This is a genomic window from Pseudomonas sp. HD6515 (genome assembly GCF_024971855.1).
In the GTDB taxonomy this organism is placed as follows: domain Bacteria; phylum Pseudomonadota; class Gammaproteobacteria; order Pseudomonadales; family Pseudomonadaceae; genus Aquipseudomonas; species Aquipseudomonas alloputida.
On the sequence record NZ_CP079827.1, the window covers coordinates 594,844 to 608,115 of the forward strand.

10 protein-coding genes are annotated in these 13,272 nt (G+C 63.6%); 2 read left to right on the top strand and 8 right to left on the bottom strand.

Annotation, left to right across the window (positions count from 1 at the left end; translation table 11 throughout):
* Nucleotides 1-18: 18 nt before the first annotated feature.
* The 7 genes from KW568_RS02740 to KW568_RS02770 form a co-directional block, all read right to left on the bottom strand.
* Nucleotides 19-663, bottom strand: coding sequence for an oxidoreductase (locus KW568_RS02740; RefSeq protein ID WP_003255346.1), 645 nt, complete (start codon nt 661-663; stop codon nt 19-21).
* A 27-nt stretch (nt 664-690) separates the two neighbouring features.
* Nucleotides 691-2,424: a C13 family peptidase gene (locus KW568_RS02745; RefSeq protein WP_004577010.1), complete on the bottom strand. Its 1,734-nt coding sequence runs from the start codon at nt 2,422-2,424 to the stop codon at nt 691-693.
* Between the two features lie 212 nt (nt 2,425-2,636).
* Nucleotides 2,637-3,701, bottom strand: a complete 1,065-nt coding sequence (locus tag KW568_RS02750; RefSeq protein WP_223279163.1) for a 2,3-butanediol dehydrogenase — start codon at nt 3,699-3,701, stop codon at nt 2,637-2,639.
* Between the two features lie 52 nt (nt 3,702-3,753).
* On the bottom strand, nt 3,754-4,860 hold the full coding sequence (locus KW568_RS02755; protein ID WP_004577009.1) for an acetoin dehydrogenase dihydrolipoyllysine-residue acetyltransferase subunit: 1,107 nt from the start codon (nt 4,858-4,860) through the stop codon (nt 3,754-3,756).
* A complete protein-coding gene (locus tag KW568_RS02760; protein WP_003255340.1) occupies nt 4,857-5,879 on the bottom strand; it encodes an alpha-ketoacid dehydrogenase subunit beta in 1,023 nt (340 codons plus the stop codon). Before KW568_RS02760 ends, KW568_RS02755 begins: the two co-directional genes overlap by 4 nt.
* 33 nt (nt 5,880-5,912) lie before the next feature.
* Nucleotides 5,913-6,890: a thiamine pyrophosphate-dependent dehydrogenase E1 component subunit alpha gene (locus KW568_RS02765; protein WP_003255338.1), complete on the bottom strand. Its 978-nt coding sequence runs from the start codon at nt 6,888-6,890 to the stop codon at nt 5,913-5,915.
* Between the two features lie 22 nt (nt 6,891-6,912).
* Nucleotides 6,913-7,968: an ATP-NAD kinase family protein gene (locus KW568_RS02770; RefSeq protein ID WP_003255336.1), complete on the bottom strand. Its 1,056-nt coding sequence runs from the start codon at nt 7,966-7,968 to the stop codon at nt 6,913-6,915.
* Nucleotides 7,969-8,251: 283 nt separating this feature from the next.
* Between KW568_RS02770 and KW568_RS02775 the strand changes: the two genes are divergently transcribed.
* Nucleotides 8,252-10,105 (top strand): sigma-54-dependent Fis family transcriptional regulator, encoded by a 1,854-nt coding sequence (locus KW568_RS02775; protein WP_003255335.1) that lies wholly within the window; start codon nt 8,252-8,254, stop codon nt 10,103-10,105.
* 179 nt (nt 10,106-10,284) lie between these two features.
* A protein-coding gene (locus tag KW568_RS02780) for an IS3 family transposase (protein WP_085983016.1) occupies nt 10,285-11,639 on the top strand; the annotation gives its coding sequence in 2 pieces (ribosomal slippage) (nt 10,285-10,758 and nt 10,761-11,639; 1,353 coding nt in all).
* 267 nt (nt 11,640-11,906) lie between these two features.
* Here KW568_RS02780 and accC read toward each other — a convergent pair.
* Nucleotides 11,907-13,262 (bottom strand): acetyl-CoA carboxylase biotin carboxylase subunit, encoded by a 1,356-nt coding sequence (gene accC / locus KW568_RS02785; RefSeq protein WP_003255333.1) that lies wholly within the window; start codon nt 13,260-13,262, stop codon nt 11,907-11,909.
* Nucleotides 13,263-13,272 lie beyond the last annotated feature (10 nt).

Here is a 13,272-nt window from a genome sequence, read left to right on the forward strand (position 1 = left end):
GGCCAGCACAAGCGAAGCCTAGATCTTGCCCAACCTGCGCAACTCATCCGACTCCACAACCCGCACGCCGTCTTCTTCCTCCAGCGCCAGCCGCCACAGTGCTCGCGCCAGGGTACAAGCCTCGATTCCCCGATACTTCCCGGGTATCAACCTGGAAAATGGCGCAACAAGCTGTTCAGTGAGCCGTGGCTCCAGCCGCTCGCCCAGCAGGAACGAGGGCCGCACGATGGTCAACTGTGGCCAGTCCTGAGCCTTGAGCGCTTCTTCCATCTCGCCCTTGACCCGGTTATAGAAAATTGACGACTTAGGGTCGGCGCCCACTGCACTGACCACCAGCAGATGCCGTGCGCCCATTTCTCGGGCACGCTTGCTGAAGGCGACCACCATGTCCAGATCCACTGCGCGGAAAGCCGATTCGGAACCCGCCTGCTTCAGTGTGGTGCCCAGGCAGCAGTACGCGATGTCGACCCGCCCGGCCAGTTGCGGAAGGAATACCGCCGGGTCGCCCACCGGGTTTTCCAGGTGCGGGTGCTCGGCCAATGGCCGGCGTGTAGGCGCCAGGACACGGGTGATGGTGGGCTCGTTGAGCAGGCGGTCTAGCAGGTGTTCACCGGTCAGGCCGGTGGCTCCGGCAAGCAGGACATGCTGAGGCGTCAAGTACATGATGTCTCTCCCTTGTTACACACAAGTCTAGTGAGTGCCCGGCATTTTTGCCTGTTCCCTCACGTTGGCCTGTGTGGTGTTACGCAATGCTTCTTCGGCTTGTTGCTGGCGCAGGTGATGCCAGTGCTCAAGCACGGCCGGCGGTGCCCACAGCTGCGGCTCGGAGGCCTCGAAGCCTTCCCGTTGTTCTCTTTCGGCAACGCTGGCACGTGCCAGTTCAAACGCCTGTTTCAGGTCGTCGGTCTGGTTCAGCGCTTCAGCGAACAGGGCATCGCCAAAGTAGGTGAAGTCGGCTTCCTCCGAGCAACCGAAGGAGACGCGGTCGGCCCGGGCAGCGGTCATGATGAGCGTGCGCTCGTCTTTGAGCGGAGCGATATAGCCCCCTGAATAGCAGGCGGAGATGACGATTACCTTGTCGCGATCCTTCAGCGGCGCCAAGGCAGTGGCCAGCTCGTCAGCGGCCAGGTCGGCCAGTTGCAGACGGGGCTGGTCGAGCACCAGCTGGTGGTCCTGGCTGCCGTGGCTGGTGAGGTAGATGAACACCAGGTCTTCGGGGCCGCTGCGCTCTGCCAGGGTGGCGGCAGCGCGGGAGAGGTTTTCGCGGGTGGCCATGGGGCGTGTGGCCATGTGGTCGCGGTGGTTGACCAGGGTCACTTGGCCACGGGCGCCAAAGCGCACCTTTAGCAGGTTGCTGACGTAGTCGGCTTCGCGCAGGAATACGCTTTGCTGGCCATCGCCGGCCACTACCAGGCTATACAGCTGGATCGGTGGCGCCGAGCGAGGTACCCGAGCCAGCGCCTCGTCCAGCAGCCGGCCCTGGTTGAGCAACGCCAGGTCCAGTGGGTCTGGCAGCAGCTTGCCATTCTGGTCGCGCACGCGCACGCCGTTGGCCCATGTTCCGCTTTCGACCTTGCCACTGGGCAGAATCAGCCGCCCATGGCCATGGTAGGCATCGTTCAGGAAACCGCCGATGTACTTGCTGCCGTCGGCCAGTTGCAGGCTGCCCTGGCCCGACAGACGCCAGTCGGCGAACTCACCCTTGTAGTGGCTGCCATCGCTGCCCAGCAACTCGCCTTCGCCGATCAGCGAGCCGTCCTTGAATTCACCGATCCACACGTCGCCATCGGCATTTTCGTAGCGGCCTCGGCCCTCCAGGCGGTTGTCCTTGAACTCGCCGATGTACTGCTCGCCATCAACGCTGTCGTAGGTGCCGGCGCCTTGTAACTGGCCGTTGACGAAGTGGCCGCTGAACTGGTTGCCGCTGGCATCGCTGCGCACCCCGGCGCCGTTGGGCTTGCCCTTGGCGAACAGGCCTTGGTAGCGACTGCCGTCGGCCAGCTCCAGTTGGCCTGCGCCGTCGTACAGGTCGTCCTTGAACTGGCCGCGGTAGGTCTGGTCGGCTTGCTTGAGGGTGCCCTCGCCGTCGCGGCGGCCGTGGCGGAAGGTGCCGCTATAGTGGCTGCCCAGGGTGGTCAGCTCGCCCAGGCCCTGAAACAGCCCCTCGGCGAACTGGCCGCGGTAGACCTCGCCGTTCTGGCCATGCCATTCGCCCTGGCCGTGCCACTGGCCGTCCTTGAAGCTGCCGGCGTACCAGCTGCCATTGGGGTAGTCGATCCGGCCCTCACCCTGCAGCAGGCCATCGACCACCTGCCCCCGGTAACGCCCACCGTCAGGCAGCCGTGCGTCCGGCGGGAGCAGCGATTCGCCATCGCCACAGGCGGCGAGCAGCAGGACCAGGGTAATGGGGAGCAATGGACGCATGGCGATGACCGGGCAATAGGTCTGCCGAGTATGACGCAGAATGGGATCCTGAGACAGCGAGCCCCTGTGTCGGCGCACAGCCTTGGAACCTTGCGCGTGCCCTGTAGGAGCGGCTTCAGCCGCGAACACCGGCGAAGCCGGTGCCCTCGACCGTGTTGCTTCTTCGCGGGCCCGCCCGCTCCCACAGGTGCCACGTTGCCTTCAAGGTGCAATCAGCGCACACCTGGTGAAACGATGATCTTCACGTTCTCCTCTTTGTTGTTCACCAGTTCCTCGAAGCCCAGCTCGACAATCTGCTCCAATCCGATCCGGCCGGTTACCAGCGGGCGAATATCCAGCCGACCATCAGCAATGAAGGCAATCACGTCAGCAAACTCGCCGTTGTACGCCAACGCCCCCAGCACCTGTTTCTCGGTGGACACCAGCTCGAAGAAGTTGAACTCACTGGGCTCTTCGAAAATACCCACCAGCACGCACTTGCCTGCTTTGCGGATGGTGTCGATGGCCAGCTTGGCCGTATGTTTGTTGCCGATGCACTCAAAACTCACATCGGCGCCCAGCCCTGCAGTCAGTGCGCGGATTTCCGCCAGGGCATCGCACTGGCTGGGGTCCAGCACCACGTTGGCGCCAACCTCTTTGGCCTTGGCTTTGCGTGCTGAGGACATTTCCAGGGCGATAACCTGCGCTGCGCCCGCGGCTTTGGCGCACATGATGGTGCAAAGGCCGATGGTGCCGGCCCCCACCACTACAACGGTTTGCCCAAGCAGGCTGCCGGCCTTTTTCACCGCGTGCATACCCACCGCCAGCGGTTCGATCAGTGCCCCGGCTTCGGCAGGGAAGCCCTGCGGCAGCCGGTAGAGCAGGTTGGCGGGCACGTTGACCAGCTCGGCGAAGGCACCGTTGTTCATCAGGCCGGTGAACGCCAGGCGTTCGCAGATGTTGTACAGGCCATGGGTGCAGTAATAGCAGGTGCCGCAATGCTGGCACGCGTCTGCCGCCACCGGGTCGCCTACGGCATAGCCTTCCACGCCTTCGCCAAGCTTGGCGATGTGGCCGCAGAATTCGTGGCCGAGGATGCACTGGCCCTGAATGCCGGTCAGCGGGTGCGGGGCCTCTACCGGGATGAACACCGGGCCGGCAACATATTCGTGCAGGTCGGAGCCGCAGATGCCGCACCAGTCCACCTTGATCTGCACCCAGCCCGGCGCAGGGTCGGCCGGCAAAGGTACCTGTTCGACACGAATATCGTTGCGGCCATGCCAGACGGCCGCGCGCATGTGGGTGTGGCTCAGGTCATTCATTGTTGTTCTCCAGGCTCACGAAAAGGGCTTAGTGCTTGCGCAGGAATGCGAGCAGTTGCTGGTTGACCTGTTCGGCCGCCTCCATCTGCACCATGTGGCCGGCCTCTGGCAGCACCTGTACTTCGGCTTCCAGGCCCTCGGCGTGGCTGGCCGGGATGATCGCATCCTTGCCACCCCACACCACCAGTGCCGGGTGATTGCCAAGGACCCCGCGCAAGTCGTGGCGCTGCCGGTCGCCGTCGGCGAGCGCCCCTGCCAGCTGCTGCAGGGCCTGGTCCACACCTTCCAGGCGCTTGAACTTGAGCATGTCCTCCAGCATTTGCCGGGTGACCAGCGCCGGGTCGGCAAACAATTGCACCATCTGCGGTTTGAGTGCATTGCGGTTGGCCGCGGTGACGAAACCTTGCAAGTACTGCCCGTTGATCGCTTCGCCCAGACCGGCGCTGGCCACCAGGCTCAGGCTGGCCACCCGCTGCGGGGCCAGGCGCGCCACGTTGAGGCTGACGGCACCGCCCATGGAATGGCCGGCCAGGTGGGCCTTGGCGATGTCCAGGTGGTCGAGCAGGGCGAGCACGGTTTCGCTCAACTCATCCAGGTCGCCCCGCTGCAGGGCCTTGGCCGACTCGCCGTGGCCCAGCAGGTCGAGGGCGATGACCCGCCGCTCGGCAGCCAGTGCCGGGTGGTTGAACAGCCAGTTGTTGAGGTCACCGCCAAACCCGTGCACCAGCACCAGCGGTGTGCCGCCTTCACCCAGCTCGAACCAGCGCAGCAGGCGCCCGCCGACTTCCGCCTTCTGAGGGGCCGGCCCCTGGCTCTGGTCGGCGCCGCCTTCGGCGACGAACTCGGCCTGGAAGCGCTGTACCACGGCATCGATCTCGGCCTCTTCTGCTTCGCCTTCGACCACCACCGCCAGCAGTGCGCCGACGGGCAGGGTTTCATCCGGCTTGGCCACCTGGCGGCGCAGCACGCCGCTGAACGGCGCTTCGACGCTGCTGCTGATCTTGTCGGTCTCGACGTCCAGCACTTCGTCGCCCTTGCTGATTTCGTCACCTTCCTGCTTGAGCCAGGTGTCCACCCGGCCCTCGGTCATCGACAGGCCCCACTTGGGCATGGTCAGGGTATGGATCTGGCTCATGCGGCACTCCTTGCGGCTTCGATCACCTTGCGCACGGCGGCTTCGATCTTCGCCGCGTCAGGGATGTACAGGTCTTCCAGGGCGTCGGAGAACGGCACCGGGGTATGTGGCGCGGTGACCATTTCGATCGGCCCCTTGAGTGCGGCAAAAGCCTTCTGTGCCACCAGCGCGCTGATGTCGGTAGCCATCGAGCAGCGCGGGTTGGCTTCATCGATCACCACCAGGCGGCCAGTCTTCTCCACACTTTCCAGAATGCTGTCCTCGTCCAGCGGGCTGGTAGTGCGCAAGTCCAGTACCTCGCAGTCGATGCCCTGGCGGGCCAGGTTGTTGGCAGCCTCCAGCGCCACATGCACCATGCGCCCGTAGGTAACGAGGGTCACGTCGTCGCCATCGCGCAAGAAGTTGGCTTCGCCGAACGGTACGGTGTACACCTCTTCCGGCACCTCGCCCTGCATGCTGTACAGCAGTTTGTGTTCGCAGAAGATTACCGGGTCGTTGTCGCGGATCGCCTGGATCAACAGGCCCTTGGCATCGTAAGGCGAGGATGGGCACACCACCTTCAGGCCGGGGATGTGCGTCCATAGCGAAGTGAGCATCTGCGAGTGCTGGGCTGCCGCACGCAGGCCGGCGCCATACATGGTGCGCATCACCAGCGGGGTCACGGCCTTGCCGCCGAACATGTAGCGGAACTTGGCGGCCTGGTTGAGGATCTGGTCCAGGCAGCAGCCGGCGAAGTCGACGAACATCAGTTCGCACACCGGGCGCAGGCCCTGGGTGGCGGCACCGACGGCCGCGCCGACGTAGCCGATTTCCGACAGCGGCGCGTCAAGCACGCGGCCGGGGAATTGGTGATACAGGCCTTTGGTCACGCCCAACACGCCACCCCAGGCGTCATCCTCGCCGGGCGCACCGGCGCCGCCGGCGACGTCTTCGCCAATGATGAACACTGTGCTGTCGCGGCGCATTTCCTGGGCCAGGGCCTCGTTGATGGCCTGCTGGTAGCTGATCTTTCTTGCCATGGTGGTTCTCCTATTGTTCTTGTAATCCGCGGCTCAGGGGTAGGCGACGTAGACGTCGGTGAGCAGGTCGGCGGGCTGTGGCTTGGGATCGGATTTGGCGCGGCGTACGGCGTCTTCGATCAGGTCCTCGACGCGGGCGTCGATGGCGTCCAGTTGCTCGGCCGTGAGCAGGCCGGCGCGGGTGGTCTTGTTGCGAAATTGCATGAGGCAGTCGCGGGATTCGCGCAGGTTCTTCACTTCATCAGGGGCGCGGTAGGTTTGCGCATCGCCTTCGAAATGGCCGTAGTAACGGCTGAGCTTGACCTCGATCAGCGACGGCCCTTGCCCGGAGCGGGCGCGCTCGATGGCAGCGCCAGCGGCCTCGTAGACGGCAAAGAAGTCAAAGCCGTCGATGGTGACGCCTGGCATGCCGAAGCCGGCAGCGCGGTCGGCAATGTGGTCGCAGGCTACGGACCAGTTGGAGGCAGTGGCCTCGGCGTAGCCGTTGTTCTCGGCCACGAAGATGCAGGGCAGGTTCATGATCGACGCCATGTTCATGGCCTCGAACACGGCGCCCTCGTTGGATGCCCCATCGCCGAAGAAGGCTACCGACACGTCATCGCGGCCCTTGAGCTTGGCCGCCAGCGCCGCCCCGGCCACCAGTGGTGCGCCGGCGCCGACGATACCGTTGGCACCGAGCATGCCCTTTTCCAGGTCGGCAATGTGCATCGAGCCGCCTTTACCACCGCACACGCCGGTCTTCTTGCCGTAGATCTCGGCCATCATGCCGTACACGTCCACGCCTTTGGCGATGCAGTGGCCATGGCCGCGGTGGGTCGAGGCGATGCAGTCGCTGTCGCGCAGGTGGGCCATGACCCCGGCTGCAGAGGCTTCTTCGCCGGCATACAGGTGGACGAAGCCGGGAATTTCGCCGGTGGCGAACTCCACATGCAGGCGTTCTTCGAAGGCGCGGATGGTCCGCATGACTTCATAGGCATGCAGCAGTTGATCAGTACTGAGTTGATTGGACATCTTGTTGTTCTCCGGGGTTGTCTCAACACGGGTTTGCAGGGTGCAGCCGGTGGCCGCGCGGGACGGCCAGCAGGTGGTGGCGGGCGGCATGCGCCAGCACGGCCTCGACGTCCACACTGAGTGGGCCTTGGTGGTCGAGGGTGATGGTGGGGGTGTCATGCTCGGCAAATTCGATTTCGCGTTCGCCGTCCAGGGCCAGGGTGCCGCTGGCGAGGCTCAGGCGCTGGGCGACGCCGGGCGTCAGCTGACCGCAGGCGGAGATGCCGCAGGCTTGCAGCAGGCCGGGCGCCAACGGCGCCAACAGCGCCTGTTCGGCGTCGGGGGCCAGGCGTACCCAGGCGCCGTGCGGGTCTTGCCGTGACACCGGGCACCACAGACCGCACAGGGCCGACAGGCCGATGGCGTGGGGTTCGGCGAAGCAGGCGAAGACTTCGCAGAGGTCCTCGCTGCGGCTGAGCGCACGGGCACCGATGAAGCGCTGCGGCGACACGGCCACCTCGACCAAGGCCCATTCGGCCAGCTGTTGTTCAGGCACGTTCACCAGTAAGCGTTTGTTGCGGCGCAAGCCGATGCTGGCCGGTACCCGGCCACTGGCAAGCAGGCCACCGGCCAGGCCCGCGCTGGTGGCTTCACGAAGTTCGGGGAAGGCGTTGTTGGTGCCGGTGGACAGGGTCAGCAGCGGCACGTCAGCGGCCTCGGCGGCGACCGCCTTGTGGGTGCCATCACCGCCCAGCACGGCGATCATCGCCACGCCGCGCTCGACCATGCGCCGGGTTGCCAGGCGGGTATCGGCCACGGTCTGGGTCAGTGGCAGGTCGAGGATCTCGATGGCCGGCCAGTGCTGGTCACGGGCCCCTGGGCCCTGGCTGGCCTTGAGCACTGCGGCAGCGATGCCGGTCATGTCGCTGGGCAACAACACCTGGCCAATGCCGGTGGCGCCGAAAGCGGCCAGCAGGCGCTGGATAGCCGAGGCCTTGTCGGTGCTCGAATAGAGCCCGGCATTGGCGGTCAGGCGGCGCAGGTCGCGGCCAGAGGCAGGGTTGGCAATGATCCCGACAATCGGGGCGGGTAGCGGCATGGCGCACCTCATATTTTTGTTTGCAAGGGGAGGAGCAAGCGGGGTGCCAGCTTTCTTCGCGATGGCTGAAGTGGCCGGGCTAGAGGGTTCTGGTCGTGTTCGGGCAGGTCTTCACGGGTGTGGCGGCGAGACGCCGGGTGCCAGCGCCGGGCCGGCGTTGCCGAGACGCTGAGACGCTGCGTCTCAAGCCAGCCGGTAATCACACAGTGCTTGTCGGGGCATGCCCAGAGGCGCTTAATGGCCGGACAACGATAAAAACAGCAACGAGAACCGGAGGGCCTGAATGCTTGCCGCGAACTCCCGAGCCCATGTGGACTGCGTCAGCAGGGTGTTGAAGAATGCCGACCGCCTGCCGCAGGCGCCGGTACCACCGCTGATCCTCGATTCATGGCGCCGCTCCATGGATGTGTACCGCCTCGACCCCGGTTCCCAGCAGGGGCCGCGGATCCTTTCCCAAAGCCTGCTCAACGAATGCCGCGAACGCGCCGAGCTGTTCCTGCGCATCGCCAGCGATGCCGTGGCGCGCTTGCACGAACGGGTGCGCGGCGCTGACTACTGCGTGCTGCTTACCGATGCCCAGGGGCGCACCATCGATTACCGGGTCGAGTCGGCCATCCGCAACGACTGTCGCAAGGCCGGGCTGTATCTGGGGACCTGCTGGTCGGAGGGCGAGGAGGGCACATGCGGTGTGGCGGCGGTGCTGACCAGCAAGGCCCCGGTCACGGTGCACAAGCGCGATCACTTTCGCGCCGCCTTCATCGGCCTGACCTGCACAGCGGCGCCGGTGTTCGACCCATTGGGCGAGCTGCTGGGCGTGGTCGATGTGTCGGCCTTGCAGTCGCCGGACGATCGGCGCAGCCAGCACCTGATCCGCCAACTGGTCGAGCAGACCGCCCGCGAGATCGAAAACGCTTTCTTCATGCACAGCGCCCAGGGCCACTGGGTGATGCGCGCGCATGGCACGCCGGGCTATGTGGAGAGCCAACCCGATTACCTGCTGGCCTGGGATGCCGATGGCCGTTTGCAGGCAATCAACAGCCTGGCGCGGCAACGGCTGGTGGAGCGCCTGGGGCGCTTGCCTGAGCATATTGGCGAACTGTTCGACATCGACCAACTGCGCCGGGTGAGCGCGTCGTCCGCCCAGCGCCTGCCTGGTCTGGGCGGTTTGTATGGCCGGGTCAGCGCACCGCAGCAACGCCAGCGTGCGCAGCCTTTGCGCCAGGCCCAGGACACCCGTATCGAGCAACACCTGCGGTTGGCCACGCGGGTCAAGGACTGCAACCTGGCGGTGCTGGTACTGGGTGAGACCGGGGCCGGCAAGGAGGTATTCGCCCGCCAGCTGCACCAGCAAAGCCAGCGCTGTGATGGCCCGTTCGTTACCCTGAACTGCGCGGCCATTCCGGAAACCCTGATCGAGAGCGAGTTGTTCGGCTATGTGGCCGGGGCCTTCACCGGTGCTTCCAGCAAAGGCATGCAAGGGCTGTTGCAGCAGGCCGATGGCGGCACGCTGTTCCTCGACGAGATCGGGGACATGCCGCTGAACCTGCAAACCCGCCTGCTGCGGGTGCTGGCGGAGGGCGAGGTGGCGCCGCTGGGTGCGGCGCGGCGGGAGCGGGTGGATATTCAGGTGATCTGTGCGACCCATCGCGATCTGGCGGCGATGGTGGAGGACGGGCGATTTCGTGAAGACTTGTACTTCCGCCTGGCCAATGCCCGTTTCGAGCTACCCCCCTTGCGTGAGCGTGATGACCGGCTGGGGCTGATTCACCAGTTGCTGGCCGAAGAGGCGGCGGCCTGCGGGGTGGAGGTGGTGTTGGCGGATGACGCGCTGCAGGCGCTGTTGGTTTATCGCTGGCCGGGCAATTTGCGCCAACTGCGGCAGGTGTTGCGGTATGCCTGTGCGGTGAGTGAAGGCGGGCAGGTGCGGCTTCAGGATCTGCCGCAGGAGGTGCGCGGTGAAGCGGTTGGCTCGGCTGAAAGCGGGGTGTCGTGCCCGGCACGGCAGTTGTTGCTGGACGCGCTGATTCGCCATCGCTGGAAGCCGGCTGATGCGGCGCGGGCTTTGGGTATTTCGCGGGCGACGCTTTATCGGCGAGTGCATGAGCATCGCATCGACATGCCGCGGATGAAGGGGTAGAGCCCTGGGGGCGCGCTGCGCCCCTTTCGCGACGCAAGGCCGCTCCCACAAGGACGGCGTCAGTCCTGAGGCATGCGCGCAACCTGTGGGAGCAACTGTCTTGCTCAATTTCTAAAAGCGGGCGCGATCCCTGGACTGCCCCCAAGAAGTTGGACACCAATCCAACCCTTGGGGGATCTATGGGTAAGTACACCGAGCAATTCAAGCTCACAGCGATCACAGCCTACCTGGATGGCAGCAACGGTTTCCGAAAGGTGGCTCAACACTTAGGTATCGATTTCAGCCTGCTTCGACGCTGGGTGGCCAGTTATCAGGCCAATAATGGCATTGGTCCAGGCTCGCATGGGCGGCGCTATACCAGTGATTTCAAACAGCAGGTGCTTAGCTATATGCACGAGCATCGGCTTTCGCTGCGCCAGACCGCTGCCCACTTTGGTCTTGGGCAGTCTTCTCAGATAGGCATTTGGCAGCGGCAGTACTACAGTGGCAGTCCTGCACCCTCTACTGCCATCAAGCCAAGAAAGCCAATCGACGTGTCGAAGAAGATCAAGCCTGCCAAACCCACCGATACCAATGATGATCAGAAGTCTCGAGATCAGCTGATGGCTGAACTTGAGTACCTGCGCATGGAGAATGCTGTCCTAAAGGAGCTCAAGGCTCTGCGCGAGGAAAAGGAACGAACACGCGGGAAAAAGTCCTGATCGTTTCCAAACTCAAGCGCAGGTTTCCTTTGCCTGACCTCCTTCAACTGGTCGAGCTGGCGCGCAGCACCTTCTACTACCAGCTCAAAGCTCAGCAGAAGCCAGATCGGCATGCTGAGCTCAAGGCATTGGTGCATCGCGTCTACCACGAGCAGAAAGGGCTTTATGGTTATCGCCGTATCGCACTCGTAATCAGGAAGGAAAAGCGGGTGAACAAGAAGGTCATTGAACGGCTGATGGCTGAGCAGGGATTGAAATCAGTAGTGCGCCCCAAGAAATATCGCTCCTATCGAGGTACCGTCGGTAAAGTGGCAGCGAATGTACTGGAGCGAAATTTTATCGCTCAACGCCCAAACCAAAAGTGGGTGACTGACGTAACCGAGTTCAAAGTAGCTCAACAGAAGCTCTATCTGTCGCCCGTGATGGATTTGTACAACGGCGAAATCGTGGCCTACGAAATGGCCAGCCGCCCGTGCTATAGCCTGGTTGGGAACATGCTTGGCAAAGCGCTCGATTGCCTGGGAGAGAAACCGAAGCTCGTGCTGCATTCGGATCAGGGATGGCATTACCAGCAGGCGCAATACCGCCGTAAGCTAAGCGAATGTGGGGTAAAGCAGAGCATGTCTCGAAAAGGCAATTGCCTGGACAACGCGGCCATGGAAAGCTTCTTCGGCACGCTCAAGTCTGAGTTTTTCTACCTGAAGCGTTTCGAGAGCATTGATGAGCTGAGAGCGGGTCTGGATGAGTACATTCACTACTACAACCATGATCGCATCAAGCTGAGGCTCAATGGCCTGAGCCCTGTGGAGTACAGGGCTCAGGCTGCAGCTTAAAACTGTCCAACTTTTGGGGGGCAGTCCACCCTGTGGGAGCGGCCTTGTGTCGCGATAGGGCCGCAACGCGGCCCCAGCTTCAGGCAGGCAATAAAACAACCTGGCACAGAGCCGGGGTGCCCACAAGGACGGCGTCGGTCCTGAGGCACGCGCGCAACCTGTGGGAGCGGCCTTGTGTCGCGATAGGGCCGCAACGCGGCCCCAGCTTCAGGCAGGCAATAAAAACCCCGGCACAGGGCCGGGGTTCTGGTACATCACACTACACGATCACTCCTGGTTGGCCAGTTTGTGCTCGAGGTAGTGAATGTTGACGCCGCCTTTGCAGAAGCCTTCATCACGCACCAGGTCGCGGTGCAGCGGGATGTTGGTCTTGATGCCGTCGACGACGATCTCGTCCAGGGCATTGCGCATGCGCGCCATGGCTTCGTCGCGGTCCTTGCCGTAGGTGATCAGCTTGCCGATCAGCGAGTCGTAGTTCGGCGGAACCGAATAACCGCTGTACAGGTGCGAATCGACGCGTACGCCGTTGCCGCCCGGGGCGTGGAAGTGCTTCACCTTGCCTGGGCTCGGGATGAACTTCTTCGGGTCCTCGGCGTTGATCCGGCACTCCAGCGAGTGGCCGCGGATCACTACGTCTTCCTGGCGGAACGACAGCTTGTTGCCAGCGGCGATGCTCAGCATCTCCTTGACGATGTCGATGCCAGTGACCATCTCCGACACCGGGTGCTCAACCTGCACGCGGGTGTTCATCTCGATGAAGTAGAAGCGGCCGTTTTCGTACAGGAACTCGAAAGTACCCGCACCACGGTAGCCGATCTCGATGCACGCATCGACGCAGCGCTTGAACACTTCCTGGCGGGCTTTCTCATCGATGCCCGGGGCTGGTGCTTCTTCCAGGACCTTCTGGTGACGGCGCTGCAGCGAGCAGTCACGGTCGCCCAGGTGAATGGCGTTGCCCTGGCCGTCGGACAGTACCTGCACTTCCACGTGACGTGGGTTGGTCAGGAACTTCTCCAGGTAAACCATCGGGTTGCCGAAGGCAGCACCGGCTTCGGTACGGGTGAGCTTGGCCGAGGAAATCAGGTCCTCTTCCTTGTGCACCACGCGCATGCCGCGACCACCACCGCCACCGGCGGCCTTGATGATCACCGGGTAGCCGACGTCACGGGCAATCGCCAGGGCGACTTCTTCGTCTTCCGGCAGCGGGCCATCGGAGCCCGGTACGGTCGGTACGCCCGACTTGATCATCGCGTCCTTGGCCGAAACCTTGTCGCCCATCAGGCGAATGGTGTCGGCTTTCGGGCCGATGAAGGCGAAACCGGATTTTTCCACCTGCTCGGCGAAATCGGCGTTTTCAGCCAAGAAGCCGTAACCCGGGTGAATCGCGGTGGCGCCAGTCACTTCGGCGGCAGCGATGATCGCCGGGATGTGCAGGTAGGAATCCTTCGACGATGCAGGGCCGATGCAGACCGACTCGTCTGCCAGGCCCAGGTGCATCAGTTCACGGTCGGCAGTGGAGTGCACGGCGACGGTCTTGATGCCCAGCTCTTTGCAGGCACGCAGGATCCGCAGGGCAATTTCCCCGCGGTTGGCGATCAGGACTTTTTCGAGCTTCCCAGACATCGTTGGCTCT